Origin of the sequence: Thalassospira sp., from assembly GCF_040218635.1 — a bacterium.
Taxonomy (GTDB): Bacteria; Pseudomonadota; Alphaproteobacteria; order Rhodospirillales; family Thalassospiraceae; genus Thalassospira.
Genome location: NZ_JAVJRB010000012.1, coordinates 44,758 through 66,698, shown reverse-complemented (window position 1 = coordinate 66,698; position 21,941 = coordinate 44,758). Strand labels below are relative to the sequence as shown.

17 protein-coding genes are annotated in these 21,941 nt (G+C 46.6%); 3 read left to right on the top strand and 14 right to left on the bottom strand.

Annotated features, from left to right (window positions below; translation table 11 throughout):
* Nucleotides 1-71: 71 nt before the first annotated feature.
* Nucleotides 72-1,004, bottom strand: coding sequence for a 2-dehydro-3-deoxygalactonokinase (locus RIC05_RS14155; RefSeq protein ID WP_350045391.1), 933 nt, complete (start codon nucleotides 1,002-1,004; stop codon nucleotides 72-74).
* A gap of 519 nt (nucleotides 1,005-1,523) precedes the next feature.
* On the opposite strand from RIC05_RS14155, the gene katG reads away from it, so the two are divergent.
* On the top strand, nucleotides 1,524-3,707 hold the full coding sequence (gene katG / locus RIC05_RS14150; RefSeq protein ID WP_350045390.1) for a catalase/peroxidase HPI: 2,184 nt from the start codon (nucleotides 1,524-1,526) through the stop codon (nucleotides 3,705-3,707).
* A gap of 282 nt (nucleotides 3,708-3,989) precedes the next feature.
* Here katG and RIC05_RS14145 read toward each other — a convergent pair whose 3' ends face one another.
* From RIC05_RS14145 to RIC05_RS14130, 4 genes are all read right to left on the bottom strand, one after another.
* Nucleotides 3,990-5,213 (bottom strand): O-antigen ligase family protein, encoded by a 1,224-nt coding sequence (locus RIC05_RS14145; protein WP_350045389.1) that lies wholly within the window; start codon nucleotides 5,211-5,213, stop codon nucleotides 3,990-3,992.
* Nucleotides 5,214-5,278: 65 nt separating this feature from the next.
* On the bottom strand, nucleotides 5,279-7,117 hold the full coding sequence (locus tag RIC05_RS14140; protein WP_350045388.1) for a carbamoyltransferase family protein: 1,839 nt from the start codon (nucleotides 7,115-7,117) through the stop codon (nucleotides 5,279-5,281).
* A 52-nt stretch (nucleotides 7,118-7,169) separates the two neighbouring features.
* Nucleotides 7,170-7,319, bottom strand: a complete 150-nt coding sequence (locus RIC05_RS14135) for a DUF5989 family protein (RefSeq protein WP_350045387.1) — start codon at nucleotides 7,317-7,319, stop codon at nucleotides 7,170-7,172.
* Between the two features lie 9 nt (nucleotides 7,320-7,328).
* A complete protein-coding gene (locus RIC05_RS14130) occupies nucleotides 7,329-7,754 on the bottom strand; it encodes a hypothetical protein (protein WP_350045386.1) in 426 nt (141 codons plus the stop codon).
* 271 nt (nucleotides 7,755-8,025) lie between these two features.
* Here RIC05_RS14130 and RIC05_RS14125 point away from each other — a divergent pair, with 271 nt between their 5' ends.
* Nucleotides 8,026-9,429 carry an SGNH/GDSL hydrolase family protein gene (locus RIC05_RS14125; protein WP_350045385.1) on the top strand — a complete coding sequence of 468 codons (1,404 nt, stop codon included), beginning with the start codon at nucleotides 8,026-8,028 and terminating at the stop codon, nucleotides 9,427-9,429.
* Nucleotides 9,430-9,449: 20 nt separating this feature from the next.
* Here RIC05_RS14125 and RIC05_RS14120 read toward each other — a convergent pair whose 3' ends face one another.
* Entirely contained in the window at nucleotides 9,450-10,352 is a 903-nt protein-coding gene (locus tag RIC05_RS14120) for an FkbM family methyltransferase (RefSeq protein ID WP_350045384.1), read from the bottom strand.
* Between the two features lie 23 nt (nucleotides 10,353-10,375).
* The gene (locus tag RIC05_RS14115) at nucleotides 10,376-11,341 is read right to left on the bottom strand and encodes a phytanoyl-CoA dioxygenase family protein (protein WP_350045383.1); all 966 of its coding nucleotides are present in this window, start codon (nucleotides 11,339-11,341) and stop codon (nucleotides 10,376-10,378) included.
* A 198-nt stretch (nucleotides 11,342-11,539) separates the two neighbouring features.
* Here RIC05_RS14115 and RIC05_RS14110 point away from each other — a divergent pair, with 198 nt between their 5' ends.
* Complete coding sequence (locus RIC05_RS14110) at nucleotides 11,540-13,351, top strand: hypothetical protein (RefSeq protein ID WP_350045382.1); 1,812 nt, start codon at nucleotides 11,540-11,542, stop codon at nucleotides 13,349-13,351.
* A gap of 9 nt (nucleotides 13,352-13,360) precedes the next feature.
* Here RIC05_RS14110 and RIC05_RS14105 read toward each other — a convergent pair whose 3' ends face one another.
* The 7 genes from RIC05_RS14105 to RIC05_RS14075 form a co-directional block, all read right to left on the bottom strand.
* On the bottom strand, nucleotides 13,361-14,428 hold the full coding sequence (locus RIC05_RS14105) for a radical SAM/SPASM domain-containing protein (RefSeq protein WP_350045381.1): 1,068 nt from the start codon (nucleotides 14,426-14,428) through the stop codon (nucleotides 13,361-13,363).
* Between the two features lie 14 nt (nucleotides 14,429-14,442).
* The gene (locus RIC05_RS14100; protein WP_350045380.1) at nucleotides 14,443-16,056 is read right to left on the bottom strand and encodes a hypothetical protein; all 1,614 of its coding nucleotides are present in this window, start codon (nucleotides 16,054-16,056) and stop codon (nucleotides 14,443-14,445) included.
* Nucleotides 16,053-17,066 carry a hypothetical protein gene (locus RIC05_RS14095; protein ID WP_350045379.1) on the bottom strand — a complete coding sequence of 338 codons (1,014 nt, stop codon included), beginning with the start codon at nucleotides 17,064-17,066 and terminating at the stop codon, nucleotides 16,053-16,055. The genes RIC05_RS14100 and RIC05_RS14095 overlap by 4 nt, the downstream gene beginning before the upstream one ends.
* Nucleotides 17,066-18,364 (bottom strand): DegT/DnrJ/EryC1/StrS family aminotransferase, encoded by a 1,299-nt coding sequence (locus RIC05_RS14090; protein ID WP_350045378.1) that lies wholly within the window; start codon nucleotides 18,362-18,364, stop codon nucleotides 17,066-17,068. Before RIC05_RS14090 ends, RIC05_RS14095 begins: the two co-directional genes overlap by 1 nt.
* On the bottom strand, nucleotides 18,357-19,073 hold the full coding sequence (locus RIC05_RS14085) for a cytidylyltransferase domain-containing protein (RefSeq protein WP_350045377.1): 717 nt from the start codon (nucleotides 19,071-19,073) through the stop codon (nucleotides 18,357-18,359). The genes RIC05_RS14090 and RIC05_RS14085 overlap by 8 nt, the downstream gene beginning before the upstream one ends.
* Nucleotides 19,074-19,169: 96 nt before the next feature.
* The gene (locus tag RIC05_RS14080) at nucleotides 19,170-20,210 is read right to left on the bottom strand and encodes a Gfo/Idh/MocA family protein (protein WP_350045376.1); all 1,041 of its coding nucleotides are present in this window, start codon (nucleotides 20,208-20,210) and stop codon (nucleotides 19,170-19,172) included.
* The gene (locus RIC05_RS14075) at nucleotides 20,207-21,913 is read right to left on the bottom strand and encodes an ABC transporter ATP-binding protein (RefSeq protein ID WP_350045375.1); all 1,707 of its coding nucleotides are present in this window, start codon (nucleotides 21,911-21,913) and stop codon (nucleotides 20,207-20,209) included. Before RIC05_RS14075 ends, RIC05_RS14080 begins: the two co-directional genes overlap by 4 nt.
* Nucleotides 21,914-21,941 lie beyond the last annotated feature (28 nt).

Sequence of the window (21,941 nt, the reverse complement as noted above, 5' to 3'; positions counted from 1 at the left end):
CATGCCCGTCAACCGGGCCTTAAATCTGTTGAAAGGTATCGGGGAACACCCCAAACCACAACGACGGTTGGCTAGCCAATAACAACGCTATGTGCGCGGGCCAATCCGGCCAAGGTAATGGCCGCACCGTCCATCGGGGTTGCCTTATGGTCATGCACCACCAAGGCCGCCTGATACAGCGATGCCAGCTTCCCCGTGCCAATCAGGGCAATCTCGTCGCCTGCACGCAGAAGGCTGAGCACATCGGCGATTTCAGCCCCGATCACAGCCCCTGAAAGAACCGACGCGCCGGGCGGCACAACCGCGCCATCCTTGGCGACAAGCGCGCCAGCGCGCACGGTAAACAGGCTATGAAGGAAACCGCTTGGCTGGGCATTGGCCGATCGTACGGCGTCGACAAAGGCCACATCATCCCAGGTTTCATCGACCGAATGACGCAGGATCGAATTTTGCGACAGGAGGGCAAAGACCTCACCGCTCATATAGGTGCGAAATGCCAAAATCTGACCACCGGACAACCGCGCCCATTTCGAATGGGTTCCGGGCAAACAGACCCAACCGGAAAAATCCGGGTTCTGTGCCATAAAGCCGACCAGCTGGGTTTCCTCGCCGCGCATCACATCGGCATCGCCGCGCTGACAAAGACCGGGCAGGATTGAAACCGAAATGCGCGGGTCACTCACTTCGGGATGAACCGCCCCCATCGCCAGATCGGCCGGTGCCGCAGGGACTTCGCAATAAGGTGCTTCAAGCCACCCTTGCCGCGCCCCGGCCATGCCACAGATCACGACCGGCAAAGGTGCCGCGCCCTCCACAAGCCAGCCTTCGATCAGGCCAATCAGAACGCCTTCAAAGCCAAGCTCGGGATCATCGGCAATCGCATTCATGCCAAGCGGACTTTCAACGGTGCCAAGGATGTTAGCGCTATCATCCATCGCCCAGACCCGCAGGTTGGACGTGCCCCAATCAACCGCGACCCATGTTGGCAAGGTCTTTTGTTCCATCAATGACGCGGCTCCCAACCGTTAAAGATCGATATGATCGATTTTGATTTTATTCCTCATACTATTCGCAAGGCACTTGGTCAATCCGCCCTGTTCGAATGTATCAAAACAGTCTGTTGGCTGTGCACAAAAGTAACGGCCCCATGCCCCGCACAAAGTCCCCCTGTCAACTTATCGATTAAAGCTATCAAAAATACATAAAATAACTATTTCCCCTATTACTTCAGGCTTGATAGCCTCCTTAAAGCGTTGGGGAAACCCGCGCATCGAATTTTGTGACCATGTTTTGTTGCGATCCTTAAGTTGAACATTACCTTGAACATGAAAGCTTCACGTAGAAATACTGGCGCAATCAGACCGGGTTTGTTTAAATCAACGACTTAAGGAGCCTCAACCATAAGGCGATACAAAACAGCAAATCGGGATTTGCCGTTTTGTCCCCATATCGCCTTGACGCAGCACGACACGGATCAAGGAGCTGTTTGCAAGAACATCTCAGCCACGACGGAGAGAGAGAAAATGGACGGAAAAAATACCGCAGGGAAATGTCCGGTAATGCATGGTGGCATGACCGAGACCGGCAAGACCGCTACCGATTGGTGGCCAAAGGCGCTGAACCTCGACATCCTTCATCAGCATGACACCAAAACCAACCCGCTTGGTGCGGACTTCAATTATGCTGAAGAATTCAAAAAACTCGATCTTGAAGCTGTTAAGACCGACGTCAAAAACCTCATGACCGACAGCCAGGATTGGTGGCCGGCCGATTGGGGTCATTATGGCGGTCTTATGATCCGTATGGCCTGGCATTCTGCCGGTTCTTACCGTCTGGCCGATGGCCGTGGCGGCGGCGGTGCCGGTAATCTGCGTTTCGCCCCGCTGAACTCATGGCCGGATAACGCCAACCTTGATAAGGCCCGCCGTCTGCTGTGGCCGATCAAAAAGAAATATGGCAACAAGCTGTCCTGGGCCGATCTGATGATTTTGGCTGGCACCATGGCCTATGAATCCATGGGGCTTAAGGTCTTTGGCTTTGCCGGTGGTCGTGAAGATATCTGGCATCCGGAAAAAGACACCTATTGGGGTGCCGAACGCGAATGGCTTGCCCCAAGTGATACCCGCTATGACGATGTGTCCAAACCTGAAACCATGGAAAACCCGCTTGCCGCGGTTCAGATGGGCCTGATCTATGTGAACCCGGAAGGGGTGAACGGCAAGTCCGATCCGCTTAAAACCGCGGGTCAGATCCGTGAAACCTTTGCCCGTATGGCAATGGATGACGAAGAAACCGCTGCCTTGACGGTTGGCGGTCACACCGTTGGGAAAACCCACGGCAACGGTAATGCCGATCTTCTGGGTGACGCCCCGGAAGCCGCCGACATTTCCGAAATGGGCCTTGGCTGGAACAACCATACCAAACGCGGTATCGGTCGTGACACTGTGACCTCGGGCATCGAAGGCGCATGGACCACCCACCCGACCAAGTGGGACAATGGCTATTGCCAGTTGCTGCTCGGCTACGAATGGGAATTGAAAAAAAGCCCGGCCGGTGCCACCCAGTGGGAACCGATCAACATCAAGGAAGAAGACAAACCGGTTGATGTTGAAGACCCGTCGATCCGTCTGATGCCGATCATGACCGATGCCGACATGGCGATGAAGGTCGACCCGACCTATCGTGCGATCATCGAGAAATTCAATAACGACTTTGATTATTTCTCTGATTGCTTTGCACGTGCTTGGTTCAAACTGACCCACCGTGACCTTGGCCCGAAATCGCGTTACCTTGGTGCGGACGTTCCGGCAGAAGACCTGATCTGGCAGGACCCGATCCCGGCTGTTGATTACACGCTTTCTGATGCTGAAATTGCCGATCTTAAGGCCAAACTTCTGGCATCGGGCCTTTCAAGCACCGATCTGATCAACACCGCATGGGATTCCGCCCGCACCTTCCGTGGGTCGGACAAACGTGGCGGTGCCAACGGGGCGCGCATTCGTCTGGCCCCGCAAAAGGATTGGGAAGGCAACGAACCAGCCCGCCTTGCCAAGGTTCTTAAAACCCTTGAAGGCATTCAGGCCGGTCTTGCCAAAAAAGTCTCGCTTGCCGATCTGATCGTGCTGGGTGGGTCGGCTGCGGTTGAAAAGGCGGCCAAGGATGCCGGTGTGAACATCACCGTTCCGTTTGCACCGGGCCGTGGCGATGCCACCGATGCCATGACCGATGCCCCGTCATTTGATGTGCTTGAACCATTGGCTGATGGCTTCCGCAACTGGTCGAAAAAGGACTATGTGGTTACGCCAGAAGAAATGCTTCTTGATCGTGCACAGCTTATGGAGCTTACCGCCCATGAAATGACCGCTCTGATCGGGGGGATGCGTGTTCTTGGCACCAACCATGGTGGTACCAAACACGGCGTCTTCACCGACCGCGAAGGTGTTCTGTCAAACGACTTCTTCGTCACCTTGACCGACATGGGCTATAGCTGGAAACCAACCGGCGATAACACCTATGACATCGTTGATCGCAAATCGGGCACCACCAAATACACCGCAACCCGCGTTGATCTGGTGTTTGGCTCCAACTCGATCCTGCGCGCCTATGCCGAAGTCTACGCCCAGGACGACAACCACGAGAAGTTCGTCAAAGACTTCGTCGCGGCTTGGACCAAGGTTATGAATGCAGATCGGTTTGATCTGGCTTAAGCGCTCGGTTTAAGCACTGAGGATTTTTGGAGCTTTTGGGCTCTGAAATGAGCCCCCCGGCTGTGAGGCTGGGGGGCTCTATTTGTGACAGAAACCAAAATAGATACGAAATCTTTGGTAGCGGAAACACAAGTCAATCAGTCCACACTTGGAAATGGCTACATAATGAGGTCAGAGGCAGAGCAGACTAACAAAGTCTTCCGACTGCTTCTTGATTTCGTTGGAAACATATGAAGTGAATTGATCAAAAAATTCAATATTCAAATTTTCTTATGTCAAAGACTAACCTTCACTAGAATAGTTTTGATTCCTCTTGGGGAATGTAAGAAGATTTGCAGCTACTAGCACTATGAAAATCATATGCAAATAGTGGAAACGCCCCAAGCTTAGATCAAACACCTCAGCTATCAAAAATCCAAAAATAATAGCCGATATTTTTTTATCTCTACTTTCAGGGCTTGTTATTGCTTTCAAACAAAAACAGATCAGAAGAATAGTACCAATAATCCCTGTTTCTACCAACGCATTCAAAAACACTGAATGTATGGCTCTATTCTCTTGATCTGAGAAAAGGAGATCACTTGCCAATCCATAACCTGTTCCAATCCAAGGTCTCTCCATTATTGTATCTAGGGTCATGAACCAAGTGTCAGCCCGCTCCCTAAATTGCAAGAATTCATGATGTTGACTAAAGACGCTCTGAGGCATCAAATTCGATTGAAATGCGACAACTAAAATCAGCGGGGATATAAGAATGAACGGAAGAACCCAATGAAGAAGTCTTTGCCTCCGGAAACGGACAACGCCATGATAAATTAGAATACCAATCGCCATCACAAAAGCCATACGTGAGAAACTGATGACAACGCCAGTCAACAGTAATAACACGAGCAACCTCTTATAGGCCCGCCAGTTGACTGGCCAAAAAGGCAATAAAGAAAGAGAAAGGACAGAAAGAAGACCCAAACCGTTAGCATTGGGTATCAGTCCCGAGAAACGCAAGATGTAGAGCTCATCCCCTGACGCCAGTTCGAAAGTTCGCCCCGCCCCCATTTGACTAATTGTCAGAAAACCAAAATCAAACAGCGCAAGACTGTCACGGGCTGTGTCGGAATAAACCTTGATGGCGAACAACAGCGCAAGTCCTGAATTAAAGGCAGAAATAAGAATAATTCCCGAGGAAAAGCCGATGAATATTCTTTCCAATTTACTCCACTTGGAAAGTCCCAAATAAAGAATTCCCGTCGGAACAACTAAAAGCAAGACTCTTTTGAGGGACTGCTGAGTATATTCAGAGAAGGTGGACGTAAGCAGCAACCATACAGCGTACAGAACTAAAAACACTGTCACAGCGTCAAGTCGATGGTCCACAGGCTTATGGAGGCTGGGGGCAACAATAAGACACAAGGCTACAACCACAAAAATCCATTGCAGGCTACTTGAAAGGTCCCATTGTACATTATTGATTGTCAGTTGAAAAAAGGGGACTAGCAACAGCGTTGCCAATAGGCCGCCGAACCTCTCGGGATATTGCCCCTGTAAATTAGATATCCTGTTCAATTGGAAAATGCTCAATCAAGTTTAAAGGTATTCTTGTAATCAGATCCCAAGGAAAGATCCTGATCTTCCTTTCTCAAGAAATAATTTCCTATAACGAGATTGTCCAAGTCTGTCCCCATGAAACAGCGGAAAGCATCATCAGGTGTACATACTATTGGCTCTCCCCTGACATTAAAGCTCGTGTTCACCAACACGGGACAACCAGTTCGTTCCTTAAACGCCGAAATCAACTGATGGTAACGAGGGTTTGTATCTTGATGCACAGTCTGAACACGAGCTGAATAATCGACATGTGTGATTGCTGGTATTTCGGAACGAGACACGTTTAATTTCTCGATACCAAACAGGGCTTCCTCTTCCTTACTCATATTCTTGCGATGTTTTTCATTAACCTCCGCAACCAATAGCATGTAAGGACTTGCCGTATCGAGCTCGAACCAATCTTGAAGATCCTCAATCAAGATACTAGGAGCAAACGGCCTAAAGGATTCCCGGTACTTTACTTTTAGGTTGAGCATTTTTTGCATTTTCGGAGAACGCGGATCTGCCAAGATGGAACGCGCACCAAGCGCACGTGGCCCAAACTCCATACGCCCCTGCATCCATCCAATTGCTCGTTCCTCAGCAAGAGCATCCGCTGTCATGTCAATCAATGGGACGTCATCAAAACGAGTAAACACAGCACCAACCGCATCTAAACGTTGAGAAATAATTTCATCACTCCATTCAGGTCCAAGGTAGCTACCTGCCATGCTGTCCTTTTCAGGAACTGTTGACCGTTCTTTATCCAAGAACCTGTAGTTTGCACACAGAGCAGCTCCCAAAGCACCTCCGGCATCTCCAGAAGCAGGCTGAATCCAAACATTCTGGAAGGCGCGATCTTTCAGCACCTTTCCATTCGCAACACAGTTTAATGCTACACCGCCAGCCAGACAGAGGTTTTCTATCCCGTAATGATTTGCCAAGTCACGCGTCAACCGAAGAACTATTTCTTCTGTAATAGCCTGAATGGATGATGCAATATCCATATGAAACTGTTCAAGTGGATCATTATCAGGTTTACGCGCGGGACGACCAAATAGCGCATTAAACTTCCCATTGGTCATCGTTAGTCCGGTACAGTAATCAAAATAGGACATATCCAACCGGAAAGTCCCATCATCTTTTACATCCACCAAATTTGACAGAATCACATCTACATATTTTGGCGTTCCATATGGAGCCAACCCCATGAGCTTATATTCGCCAGAGTTGACTCGAAATCCAGTGTAGTATGTGAAAGCAGAATAAAGGAGACCAAGAGAATGCGGAAAATGGATTTCCTTCATCATCTCTAATTTGTTGCCGCGCCCGATCGCAACGGAAGTCGTTGCCCATTCCCCAACACCATCCATAGTCAGAACAACTGCTTCGGTGAAAGGCGATGGATAGAAGGCGCTGGCAGCATGGCTTTGATGATGTTCACCAAAAAGCAGCTTATTCTCCCAGTCAAAGTCCGGAGCATGCCGCTGCAACTCCTTACGCAGCAAGTCCTTTTGGAAGAGTTTCTCTTTCAACCAAATAGGGATTGCCTTTCTGAAAGATTGGAACCCCCTTGGCGCAAAGGCGAGATACGTTTCCAGTAAGCGCTCGAATTTCAGGAACGGTTTGTCATAAAAAGCTACATAGTCCACCTCATTGAGGCTTATGCCCAGCTCATCCAGACAATAATCAATGGCATTTGCAGGAAAGGCTGCATCGTGCTTTATCCGAGTAAACCGCTCTTCTTGAGCTGCAGCAACGATCTGTCCGTTATCAAGCATGGCTGCAGCACTGTCATGATAGAATGCAGATATACCCAGTATCTTCATTTTTTCTCTCTTGAGGATAAAGCAGTCCTTGCTCGCAAAGGCTCAAACTTGATCAAAACAACGTATAGATAAAAGGTGCTACTGCTGTCCCCTTCGCAAGGACAATCAACCCACCGAACAAGACCATGATCAGCACCACAGGCATAAGCCAAAATTTCTTCCGATGGCGCATGAACGCCCAGAGCTCTTTAAGAATAGACATCAAGTTTTCCTAAAACTGGTTTTTCATGCTGTCGGGTTCGGGCCCCGGAGGGTTCCGTTCAATCCAGTAAGTTTTGGCTTCATCATCCCGTTTCAAATTCAACAGATCCTTACCTGCAAAACGCACAATCAGCGCAACTGGTACAATAGCAACACTGTACATCAGAAACATGACAACTGGATTGACAAACCTGAACAGAACGTCTCCAAGCCTCATCCAAGCTCGGTTAAACGGAGTTAAAATTCGCGGCACCAAACCGGCTGCAACGACAAGAACCCCGCCTATACCCAACAAAAACATACCAAAGAGATCTACATCACCGGAAGACCAGTACCTCCAAACCTCCAACAGTAAAAAAATACCGCCAACAGTAAAGCCGAAGTTTCTATTGCCCGGAGCCTTATGCCTAGAGAATTCTTGTTGATGTTCATGCATATTACGGACTTTCCGGCAAATCCCATGAGATGGGATAAAGGAGGGTGTTTGACAATCGGATGCTGTATACCATCCAGCACAGGAAAGTTTCAAGGATCAATCACTCTCATGCCAGCCGCCCGAGAATCTGACCACTGGTATCGTGGATAGAAATCTCTTGTGCCTATCACAAGTGCACGATAAAAATTTGGTATAGAAGTTACATTTAACGACTTTCCAGCTAATGTTTACAAGCTGTTTTCGGTCGCTTGGCTCAATAAAGTAATTGGTAATGATTGAATACATTAAATCAAGATGGGGAATGATATTCGTTGCGGCTGCGATTATCGGGTGGTCAGGATTGCTTGTTGTCAGATCAACGCTGAAACCAGAAATTTATCTGTTTGACGGATACGCTTTTTTTGTCAATTTTGGCGTCTTTCTAATCATTTCTTTATTAGCTTTCTCAACCTTATTTGTCGGCAGGAAAGACATCGCTATTAACATCATTCTGGTGGCATTCTTTTCTGTTGTAGGGCTTTTTACCCTCGAATTCGGCTTACACATCTTGCGCTACTCTGCGCGTCCGACCACCGTTACAGAACAGTTCGACATTCTCGATACACAACTTGGACATAGCGTAGAGCGATTGACAACAGTAGACGCGATTGCACGGGCAAGGAAAACCAATCCCGCAGCGATGCGCTATGCATCCCCTTACAACTGGTACCCTCAGGCAAACTCTGACGGCGGCTTTGAGATTGGAGGAGAAATACTACTTCCCATCAACGGGGTTGCAAATCGTGAAGTTGTTTTTTGTCGGGAAGGAGGTTACTGGATCAACTTTGAGGCCGATCACCTTGGTTTTAGAAATAGCGAACAAGACTATCTTGTAACCGATCTCGATATTGCCATGGTAGGAGATTCATTTACCATAGGCTCCTGTGTTCCCGACGGTCAGGAAACGGCCGGAAAGTTACGTGGCTTCGGCTTATCTGTTCTTAATTTTGGACAGTATGGAGACGGTCCGCTCCTGCAGTTGGCTACGCTAAAGGAGTATGTCGTACCCCACCGTCCCCAAACCGCTCTATGGATGTATTATGACGGCAACGATTTCCCATCAGATTTGAACTGGGAAAAGCAAAACTCAATTCTAAGAAGGTATGTTGAGACCCCCTCTTTCTCACAGAACTTATTGCAGAAGCAGGATACAATTCAACAGTTCCTATTGAAGTTCTCAGAAGACGGCTACCTTCAAGCGAAAGAGGCTCAGGAAAGCACGACCCCCTTGAAGGAAAGCTTCATTAATGAGTTTAACTTCCGTGAAATGCTTGCACTTGGATTGTTGCGGTATCAACTTGGAGCTACCAACCCTACAGGAACTCCCGACTTCACATTATTGAAACGCGTATTTGACGAGGCTGTTGCCACAGCTCGACAACATGGCATTCGATTAGTTTTTGTCTATCAGCCCGGCTGGCAAACTGTATTTGAGGCACAACCAAGCTATCATCAACGGAACAATGATCTGGCACTGAATTTAGCGCGAGAGTCGGGTTTTGAGATTCTCGACCTTCGGCCAGTATTACGCCAAGCGGATAACCGAGACAGCCTTTTCCGATTTCAGGGATCGCACTACTCTGTAGAGGGTTATTCATTAGTCGCCAAGACCATTGAGACATGGCTTCAGCAATAAAAATCGCAAAGTTTGAGTGACTATCTCTCGAAAAGATAATCTGCAGTATAAAATTCACCTGTAATATGGCGGTACTCGTTTGTCTTGTGGTATCCATATCTTTCTAGAAACTCAGGCACCTTTTCCCTGTTCTGTCCATTTACTTCGACAACTAAACTCTCGATCGAGCCACTTTTCAGAATATCGACAGCCCCCTCTAGAACCCCTAACTCTAAACCGTCCACATCAATCTTCATGTGGGTAGGCAAAGAAAATCCGTGTAGAGCAACCATATCATCAAGAGCAACAAAAGGTAACCATTGGCACACACTAGATTTAACACCCTGTCGACCGCCATAACAGTATAGGTCTTTACTGTCTGCCAGAGAATTGTTCGTTGTCCCCGCAACTGGCAAGCCGTGGGTTTCAATCCTGTCATATTTACTAACAGGAGCAACGCCTGCTTGAACCACCTCAATATCCCCACTGGCCCCAAACAGCGTGTCTCTACCGTGTTTTCGAGCCAACCAAGATCCCGTTTTCAATATACTCTCAATACTCGGGGTAAAAGGTTCAAAGAAAACAACCTTACAACCACTCGCTTGCCAAGCCAGAAACCCCTCAAGACCGTTAGCAGACCCTATATCCCACAACATACTTTTCGTAGACAGCTGACCGTACCAATCGACACAGAAGTCATTCTTGTCTTCGGCGAAACCAATCCAGCGCTTTCGCTCGCGTTCAGATCGCACCGTACCCGAAACACGCAGTGACCTACCATTAACACTGATTGTCTTTTCGGCAATGTCGCACTGCAAAATGACATCATGAGAAAAGGTACCACCGCTTTGGAAATACCTTCTGTCAGCTTGCCAACGGTGCCATTTTTGGCGTAATTGCTCCCGCCTTCCCGCTGGAAGAAACTTTGACAACTTACGTGCCATTGACATTGCTTGAACTCTTTTTCTCAGTTTCGCAACCTGCTCAAGCGTAACGACAATTGACGCCGCAGGCGGGCCACTTTTCTGCAGATGTTCATCACAAGTGTCAACATCTTATATGTGCGAGGATGATAGCGGGGGAACAGATGGACATGATAATCGTCATACTCAAAAGCAACCGAGGCATCAAAGCCCAATGCACTTTTCTGCAACTCGGAAAGACCACCTAGATCACTCACAAATATAGGCATTTCTGCTTTGACAAAATCTCCGAAGAAATTTTGACTGTAGAAGTCATAAATAAGTACAGTTCTATCGGATATGTAGGGTTGATCAGGGCCATGAAAGCCGCGGTCATCAAAAATGGCTATGTCGCCAGCTTTACCTTCAACTCGAACCAAATTGTCCATGATTAATTGTTGTTCTTCAGCTGTTCGGCAAGCAAGCGTTGACTGCTCTACCGGTGGCAGATGCTGAGTTCCCTTTGCGTAACAAAAGGCACCATCAACTGTATCATGCAAATAAACCATCGCGCCTGTAGCAAACGGTTTGTCAAAGTCTTTTTGCTCCAAGGGGCCGACAATATCCTTCGCCTTCCATCCAATATGGAAGTCAGAATGGAAAGGGAAGTAAACCTCTCCTGACGACTCGTCCCTTTTCAGAAAACACTCAACTAGATTAATTTCACTACCAAGATATCGTTTTGAAAGATGAATAATATCTTCATTCAAAATCGCGTGCACTGCGGAGCGACCTAACATGAATGCATCAAAAACCTTTTTCTGATGCTTCCAGTAATATCCCCGGGTGCCATTGAGAGCAGGCCGTGACATAACCAATTCTGCCTGTTGCTGCAGTTCGATCAGTTGCTCAGCGGGAAAGCTGTTGCGGAGAACTACGAATCCTTCTCGTTTAAACTGCTCAAGCGCAGCGTCGAGAGAGAAGTCTGACGCATTTTTATCGAAAACGTAATATTCGGTTCCTGTAATCATGATTTCCGTCGCTGTAAAATGTTTATGGAAACTGCATGTTCTCTAAAACGAATTATCTTTAATAGACATTGAACACGCAGAATCAATTGACACATACGTTACCAATTATTTGGATGTCCTAAATGTACATTGCCTAGAGTTTATTCTATGATATGTATCAAATCTCTCCTACCATAAACACTACGAATGTGCTGCGCCTTGGGAAATTTTGACAACATCCTTAACCCATTTATTGTTTTGATATCTTGGGGTTGCGTAATTTTTGCCATTGTCATTTCCTTGCGGGAAACACTAGCTTTAAGCTTAGAACAGAGCTATCCCCAACGTTTGGCGATTGTCGCTATAGCGATCATTGCATTCCCAATCACCACAATCATCCCATCATGGAGTGGGTTTAGTCACCCAAATGCTCTCGCCGGCTTAATTCCTTGGAATGATGCAGGTGGGTACTATACTTGTGCACTGGAATTTATTCATTCCGATGCGATCAATCCAGCATGCACAATGCGTCCTTTCTACTCAGTCTTTCTCTCGATATTACTCTGGCTTTCAAATACTAACCTTGCATCGGCATTGCTCACTCAGGCTGTGATTTTATCTCTTGCCGTAATGTACTTTACCTCACACATTTGGCGTAGCTGTGGCACTAGCGCGACAATATCAGCATGGTTAGTACTTTTCCTTTTTGCGGCACAGTATTGCAACGGACTTACTCTCACGGAAAACATCGGTTTGATTTTGGGTTGCCTCGCCTTCGCACTAATGTGGCAGCAAGCTGAAAGACCAAATGTTTCGTGCCTCGCTCTCGTCTTTTTCCTACTGTGCCTTGGTATGCAAGCCCGAAGCGGTGCAATGTTCATTTTCCCGGCACTGATCGGATGGTTGATCTCCACTAATATTGACAGATGCTGGAAAGTGTTAACTGCAGCCACAGTAGGAATAGCTACAGCTTTTGCCTTTATTCCATTGATTGCTTGGCTAGTAGATGGGGGGGTAGAACAGTCACAGTCCAATTTTTCCTATATACTTTATGCACTTTCCAGCAATGCTCAGGGAACGCCGATGAACTATTTGCGGGTATTTAACGAACACCCGGAGATTTTTGAAAATGGCGCTACCGTCGATGCAATTAAGGCAGCTTACCTCATCGCAATCGACAACATCGTTACTAACCCGATCACCTTTTTACAAAACTATATAAAAGGGGGAATTAATCATCTTCAGCTGTTGCTGCATTATATCGATGAAGATCAGTCAGCGCTTACACCACTAAGGGCATTTTTTATTTTAGCTTGGTTCGTAGGTATTGGGTCTTCTATTCGCCATTTCCGTCGCCCCCACTTTGGTCTACTAGCTTGGTCAACAGCCGGTATTTTAATTTCTTCTCCTTTCCTAAGTCCTTTTGGTGGTAACCGGATATTTGCTGTCACCATTCCGGTAGATGCTCTTTTGGTAGCTACCGGTACCAAACAAATTTGGGTTTTCTTTGGCAAAGAAAAGGAAGGCGAGTTCACGACAAACTTTGCTTGGAAAATTCCACTATTTGCTGCCGTTGCAATGATTTTGTGTGTAACATTTCTAATTCAATCTGGTGACCGTCGAGCTATTCCTATTCCAGGTTCCTATTACCACAATCCCTGCGTAGGCACTTCTGAACCTGTATGGATCTCCCCACGTACAGGAACATTGGCCCTCAACCTCACCAAAGGAAGTGATGATACATGGCCCTTTTCTGAGAACATCACACCGACAGAATTTGTGAATGGCTTACATAAGCATGTCGCATCAAAAGAATCTTTGAGCCAAGCCAGCACCGGACAACTATTTTTTGATTTTGGGGTAGCTTCCCCTTTTAACAAAGGACTCAGATGGTTCCACTGGGACGGGCCATTGCTAAACAGCAACGAAAACATGATTGCCTGTGTATCCAAACAATCCGGCTCATTTTTCAGTGCCGTAAGAATATGTAGAGTAGATTTACCAAGTAAATGTTTCCACTCACCAAATTAATTAATATCTTTAGCTATATTTTTTCGATTTTCCTTCAATGCGTTCCTGGACTTTTTCCGCCGTTTCCTCGTAAAAGTTCGGCATTTCAAGAATGGTCGCGGCTTCTGGTGTCACCGGATCAATTTTATCTTTGCAACCGAGCCAGCAATTTCCACACAAAGTTCCTTTTAGATTCTGATCCAGATGACGCTGCCGCATATCTTGAAAAACAGGACTACCCCAAGCGTCCAGAAGACTCTGTTTTTGCAAATCACCAACGACCAAGTAGTTTTGGTAGTCCACACAACAAAGCGTAAGAAAACCTTCGCATGTTACATGCAGCCGATTAAAAGGCATCATACATATATTGTCCGTTTTGAATGATTTCTGAGCCTGTTCAACGCTCAGTTTATCTTTAGTATCATTCATTTGGCCGGATTGATTATGCACTGGGTGAAAAAGTATCTCATCAACTAGATGGGAAACTTCTTCTTTGAACACCTCCATCTGGGGGGCACTTTGCTTGGTAACAATATACGTTACGAACAAATTTAAAGGACGGTCTATTTCTTTCCGATACGATGAAATGAACTTCAGATTGGACATGACCTTGTCCCAGTCGTCATATCCATGAACGAGTTTATACGCCTCTTTTGTCCCCGCATTGATCGAGAATTTAATGCTGTTCAACCCTGCATCAATCGCTTTCTTTGCCCTGTCAGGTGTCGCTAGGGCACCATTGGTGGATATGTAAATATACCGATATCCCAACTCGCTAGCCCGCGCGATGAATTTTTCTAGATCCTTGTGCACGAAAGGCTCACCCGTCGTATAGAATCCGATTTCGTCAACGCCGATTTCACGCCCTTGGCGCATAATGTCGTCCAGCAACCCACTATTGATACGGGAAATCTTTCGGGTCATGTTTGGACTAGTGCAAAAAATACACGCATGATTGCAAGCATTTGACAGCTCTACCATCATGTTTTTTGGCACTGGCGGCAATGTGGTTAACACTGATCCAGTTTTCGATTTAATATATTGATTGCTAAATCTTTTCAGCAATGAATTTTTGCGATCATTCCCGTTTCCGGTCATCATCTTTTCCTGATTTATCGTAAAAAAAACGCGTCACGGAACAAATTATCTGTCCGACTAAAGCTGGCTTCAATCTCCTGGCGCAGTCGGTGCCAATCCGTCATAAAGCGACCACTCTCATTCATGTCAATGCTTGCCAGAACACACCGTTTCTCAACCAAATTTTTGGCTTCTTCGTGCCAAGGATTGTGATCGGTATTTGCTATGGTAATAGGTTTATCGCTGTATAAAGCATGTAAGAATGAAGATGAATTAGACTGAGCGAACCATAACATGTCACAATCATTGCAGACAGATTCAAATCTTCGATTTTCCAAAGTAATCATGGGATGCTCCCAAAGTACATTGGACGGCATTATACTACTCTCTGGATGAGGCTTATAAATAACCCTCCACCCCCACGATACAAACTTCGCAAAAAGCCGTGCTTCCCAATCAACCATTATCTGCATAGGTACCAAAGGAGAAAAATTCACCATCTCTGGGTTATATAACGTTCCAACATACATAATCTTAGGATGTTTAATCTCCGACAGTACTTTCCTCGAGGAAGGGTTCCGCTTCGTGTATTTGTTGTAGCCTTTATTGACCGATACACTTGGCGCCAATGATTTGAGAACAGGAACAACAGGGAAACAATATTCTTCGCGCAAATTTCGCTTAGACATTTCCACTTGCAAATCAGTATGCACATAGAACTCATCGCAAAATGGATATTCTACTAAGCTATCACTGCTACTTTTCCAAGCTCCTTGACCATGAGAATGATCATGCCCCGTGACCGTGCCGCCTGCCCTGCGTGTTGCAATACTTAACAGACGCCCCCAAAACAAGCCTCCTGTCCCGCGCCAGAGTTTCAAAGGGATGGTTTCGGGTTTGCGCGATATGCGGTTCAGATACCCCTGACCATAGGCATATACTTGACACAACCACCATAGTAAGTAGTCACGCCCAGTCTCAGAAAGAGCTTCACCCGTTTCTTCAAAGGACTTTGAAGCTATATTGACAATAGATTCTGCAATGTCCTTATATCGAGCATTATCAAAATTGAGTTCTTGTGCTGTGAGCGGACTAAACCAATATCGCAACGGCAAGTATTTCACCGGCTCATCAGTCTTTTGGGCATGAAGTCTTATGGTTTGACCCGTTGCAATCGAAACAGTATCCTGTTTCAGGTCGACAAAAGAAAGACAGGACTGGGGAAGAGGTTCACGTTTCCACATGCTGCGAAAACAACGCAACCATTGTTTCCATTCAGGCTGTTCAGGAAGACCTTTTACCAGCAATTGATGGACGCTGTTTGAATGAAATTTCTGGCCGCAATTCAATGCATTTGAAAATGCTGCGACGCTAGGAAAGACAGGCGTTTTTCCATCAGATTCTGCACGGCGGATCAAAGTTTGAGTTTTCCAAACTTTACTTACTTCTCCTACAATAGAGAAAAAACAAATCACCATTTCTTTCTCTTCTTGCGAAAGACTATTCCCGTGCACAAATTCAGTTAGACCTTGGAGGAAATGGTCCCGAAGAATAACCAGCTCGTCGTTCCGAATTGGCCAGTAAAAACCTTCCACTCCATCCGGACGTAAAACCATAGTTGAAATATCGTAGTTAGCAATATTGTTCATGGCTTCTTCATGTTCGTTTTGATGAACTCACGGCAAAAATCCGCTAACCGATCTGTACTGCCAACAAGGACAGACTTCAGACTTTCCAGATGAGTATTATCTCTATGTTGTAGTGCTTTAATCAACTCTTGTGTGGTTGTCGCCCTTGTGATGATACCTACCCGACCCATCGCGCAAAGATCAGGTCCAGTAGCATCTGGCTGAAAACTGATAGTTCTCCTCCCTGCCAAAAGGCCATCTGTTACTAAAGATGAAAACATACCAACCACAGTTCCAACATGGTTGAGGGCTTGAAGACCAGAGGTTACCACAATAACTCTGTCGTCATGCACAGGTGCCTGCATATCATCATCGGGATGAGGTGCGAAATAGACCTTGTCAAAAAGGTTGGGGTAATCCGAGACTGCCTTTCGAAATTCCTCCCATGCGCTTTTTTCAGTGTAACCAAGGCTTTGCCCATAGAAACGTTCTACTGGTTGACTGATAAACAGGATATCACGCATGTTCTGGGGCGGTTTTTCAACAATGCTCTCCCAAGCAGGCTGCCCCGCTATTTCAAGATATTCTTGAGCTATCCCTTCTGCCAGAGCTTCTTGGAATGCAAATTCGTCAATAACAAGAACCTTATCCCCAGAGGAAAGTTCTTCACTGCTTTCCACTAGTCGACGATGATATCCGTACCAAGTATCAATGATCCGGGCGACCGGTATGTTCCCCTTACGAGCTCGTCTTATATATTTTTGTTCGATGGGGGCAAAACTTGCAGACATAACCATACAATATTCACTTGTAGAGAACATTTCTGGCAAGGACAGGTCCGCGTGATCAAGAATAATCGGCATGTCGGAGACATTCTCTCGTTCAAGGTATCTGGCCACGACGTCATTAATGACAATGTTCCATGCCAAGTCTTGTTCCCGGTATTTCCCCTCTCTCATCCATCGCCGCCACAGCGGCAACAGATAAGCGGCTGTAGCAGCCTGTCCAACAACAAACAGAATAGGTTTCATTAAGTAATCCCGGCATCAATAATGTCTTCAGCATGGGCAAGAACCCGTCGGCAAGCTTCGACGAAATCGTCCATATCCGAGATCGTTAGCGGTGGATAAGTTATGTTTGTAACCATCAGCCGGTTTTCAGCAAGATCTTCTACAACCGGACAAATCCCCTTTTCATACGCTAGATTTCTGTTAGCTGTGTTAGCGGAGAATGGGAAACCTTCCCGTCCAAAACAAATCTTTTGCTGATATAATGGCTCAAGGTACAATGGCTTAACGTAACCGGCTCTTAGGGTAAAACCTTCGGCTTCTACTGACTTGCAAAATTGTTCTCTTGAAAGGGCTGTTTGCGACGCATCAAATAACAGAGGATAAAAATAATAAACGTGGGAGTTACCTTCGGCAATCTGCGGAGGCATAATGCCATCCAAAGTTTGAAGCCCCTCTGTTAGCCTGTTGGCAAGAGCTATTCTGGGCGCATTCAGAGCGTCTAGCCTTGACACTTGGATCCTTGCTACTGCTGCTTCCATTTCTGTCATCCGGTAATTCAGCCCTACCGTATTGACAATATTTGAAATATTCATCGCCCCCACGACAACTTCACCATGATTACGCATCAATCGCATCCGCAATGCCAGATCGCCATCATTGGTTAAGACTACACCGCCTTCACCTGATTGCATGGTCTTGTGACGATTAAAGCTGAAGACACCGGCATCGCCAATAGTTCCAGTGAACTTTTCATGGTGCAACGCCCCGGGAGCCTGAGCATTGTCTTCAACCAGGAACAAGTCGTGTTCGTCTGCTATCTTTCGCAAAGCATTCAAGTTGGCAGATTGACCAAAAAGATTAACAGCAACGATCCCTTTCGTTCGTGCTGTTATCGCTTGCTCTACCTTTTCCGGGTCAATACAGAAATAACTGTCTTCAACATCGACAAAAATTGGCACCGCACCGGTAAACAGTACAGTCGTCGCGCTTGCGGACATAGTATATGGCGGGACGAGAACCTCATCTCCCGGACCAATTCCCATGGCCGCCAAGGCACAATGCAGACCAGACGTCGCGGAATTTACTGATATCGCATGCAGACTGCCAAACTTCTCGCAAAAGGCCTTTTCCAATGCCTGCACCTGTTTCCCGCCATGGAACTCAGGACCTGCACTCGCAACGAAACCGGATAATTCCCCACTATCGAGAACATCCATCACCGCAGCCTTCTCTTCGGCACCAATCATGTTGTAACGCGGAAGAGGAATAGAACGTATCGGGGTGCCGCCCAGAATTGCGGGCAAATTGAGCTTATTCATGGTTTTTGCTATTCATTCTTTTCAACAAAGCAGGAATGGCTTCAAAGGCGAGCGCCTCCCCCCTATTTCCGTGAAGTTTCAACAACTTCTCGACTAGAACAAAATCGTCGGGAGTGTCAACTGCCAATGAAGGAAGCTGTGTATACCAATTAAAAGGACTTACGACTGAAAGCTGAGAAAACTTGTCTTTATGATCACGGATCCAGTTGCAAACCAGTTCCCTATCGACGGCATTTTTAAGATGATCATCACACCAAGAAAGAGCAGAAGTTGCGATAACTTCAGCACTCATACCTTCTGGCCAAGTCCATTCTATTTTGTTCGAAACATAATGTATGTCCGGTTGATCAAAGAACTTGTTCAAAAGGTCCTGCATAATACGAATGTCCACAAGCGGACAATCGGCGTTAACCTTCAAAATGGCATCTGCACCCGAGGCGTGTGCGGCATGATACAGGCGTCCGGTAATATCATCTTCTGCTGTCTCTTGATGGACAACAACCCCGCGTTCCATTGCATACTTAACAAGCGGATAGTTTCGTCGATCAGACGTAGTAGCCAGAATGATGCCTTCCAATCCCTGCAGCATTCCAAGTCGATCAAATATATGGCCTACCAACGGATTTCCCAGCAGTGGTTTCATAACTTTTCCAGGCAATCGGCTGGAACCCATTCTTGCCTGAACCAGCCCAAAAATACGTTTTTTCATACTCAATTCCAAGAAGACTGAACCAATATGAACTTTGTACAGACATCATAGTATCATGACTTACCAGTCGTCTGCAGCAGCTTGAACTGTAACGCGTCACATCGAAAAATGATGATTGCCCGGCGGCAAAACGTCCTCAACAGAAATTTCCTGACCTTTCCGACGAGCAGACTCCTTAACTGCTTCTAGGATTGCTTGAATAATAACAGCGCCCCCCATATCACACCCAGACAAACTTTTGCCATACTCAAGAAACTTGGCAATTGCGGTATAAAGACCGTCAAAACCTCGCACAGGGCCTGAAGTTAAGTCAGCAACAGTTTGCAGAGTTTCAGGATGAGCCATATGAGCATACCCCGGATAGTAAAGATCTGCAGTGACTTGCCTAGTTAGGATTTCGCAGCCCCCGTTATTCAGCTGAACGACTTTATCGCTGAAAAATAAATCCATTTCAAACTGGTCATAGGGCACTCTATCCATACCTTGCACCGTAGCGGATCCTCCGGCTGCAAAGCAGCAATGAAAAGACAAAGACGGATCAATAGCTTCCGAAACGTCCCGGTCCATAGGTATATGACGAACTGTCGCTATTGAACCGCACAGGCTTTGTAATAGATCCAGCATATGACTACCATAATTGAAAAGCCCCTTGTTGTAGCGAGCCTGTACAAAAAGAGGTCTACTTTCGCCAAGTTCAGCCTTCAAGGCCAAATGTCGTGGATCATAGTGGCGATGAAACATCACCTGACTTGCAATACCTGCCTTTTCCAGCTGTTGGTTAATTTCAACCGCCTCAACTAGGCTTGTTGTGACTGGCTTTTCAATGAGGATGAGGCGTGGGGAAAGTTCTATTGCCTGTCGTACAAGATCAGCCCGGCCATTCGGACCTGTGGCCAAAACCACGAGTTCTGGCTCAGTACCCTTGAATGTAGTCAGACTTTCTGAAATGGGAAAATCCGAGGGCCAACGCCATTGCTGACGTGCTGCAGAGGCTCTATCAAAGTTAGTCTCTACTGCCCCGACCAATTCGAACCCCCCATTTAAGTAAAGGGCGCCGACATGGCTTCGGGAATATCCAAAGTCGGTACAATCGTTCTCGCTGCCAATACGACCAAGGCCGACAATGATTGTCTTCATGTCTTTTCCCTCAAAACTGGCGATATTACACCAAAATCGTGGCGGTAATCGGCAATCTGAATCAAGCTTTCCTGATGTGAGATAATAATTACAGTAGCAAGACTTTTTAGCTTTTCTAGCGTCTCAGCAAAATGCAGTGAAGATCCCGCATCAAGAGCTGAAGTAGGTTCATCAAGAATCAGAACAGAGGGTTTTCGCAACAACGCCCTGGCAAGGGAAATTCGCTGTCGCTGCCCACCTGAAAGAAGATTTCCCCGCTCACCAACGGAACTGTACAACCCGTCAGCCATCTGCTGCACAAACGACTTCGCATCGGCTTGTTTCAGAGCCTGCCAAATGTCATCGTCACTATATTCAGAGTTCCCGAGGGCAACATTTTCCCGAACGGAATCATTCAACAAAAACAGATCTTGTGGGACATAGCCGATAACATCTCGCCAAGCCTGCAAATTTGTATCTGCTAGATCCTGACCGTCCACTAGAATCGCACCCGATTGGGGACGAAACAGCCCCAGCAACAAGTCAACAGCAGTACTCTTTCCGCTACCGGAAGGACCGTAAATCATTGAGATCTTATAGGCTGGGAAGGTCATGTTGACATGACTCAGAACTGCAAATACTGAATTTTTTTCTTGAGCTACATCGTAAGCAAAGCTGACATCTGAAAATCGTATTTCTTTTGATACAATAGGAGGAGGCAGATGCCCTCCTCGCTGCTCAGCCTGAGCTTCCGTGGCCTTGAGCATACTCTGAAGGGATGAGAAATATGGTTGTTGAGCAACTAATTTCTGATACTGGATTTGCATCTGTCCTATTTTTCCTACGGTTCGATGCAACAAAATGCCATAGAATAACAATTCAGATAATTCGTATCCTCCAAAATTGATGGCGACGTAAATTGCCACAGCAAGGAGAGTAGTGAAAAGAGGTTCCTGAAAAACACTCAGCGATGCAACAGCGATAAGCAAGTCCCGTTGTGCAACGTTAATTTTCTTGCTGTCAGGACTAACCACCTCATTCAACCGATTGGCCATACCCATGGCTTTCAGTGGTTTAACCAGCAGCAAACTGTCCGCGAATTGCGTAGTCAGCGCCTGCATATTCCTCGCTTGTCTTGCGCCAGCCGCCCTTGCACGGCCCACAGCTCGGTTTAAAATCAGCACCATCAAAAAACCGCCGCCAAGACCAACGACAGTCACTTCCCATGACGACAAAAGGGCCATCATCACGAAAACAAACACCTGCATCAATACAGCGAAGAAATTATTCAATGCATTGTAGGCAGATGCAGATTGTGCCGTTTCTGTTATCAGCGCATTGGTCAGAGATCCCGTTTTCTGACGAACAAAATAGCTCCAGGATGCCGAACTTAGAGCTTTCAGCAACCGATCGCGCAGTTCATAAGCATAATCCGCTGCTGCATAACCAACAATACGCTGAGACAACAGCAAGAGAAAGGCTTTGACCAATATACCCGTCACTAGAACTGCCAAGAGCACTCCCAAAGTTGGACGAACGCCCATTTGTTCAAGAAAGTTGATCACAATCGTAGCTGGACCATCGGGATTTCCTGTTTCCGTTACAATGGTCAGCACAGGTAACAGCGCAACGATACCGACACCTTCTGCAAGTCCAGCAACAAGCAACAGTCCAACACATATGATCAGGCGTAATGGCGCAACCGCAACCAGTTGCCTGATCATATTCAGGTCCCTCCGAAAATAGCCGGGG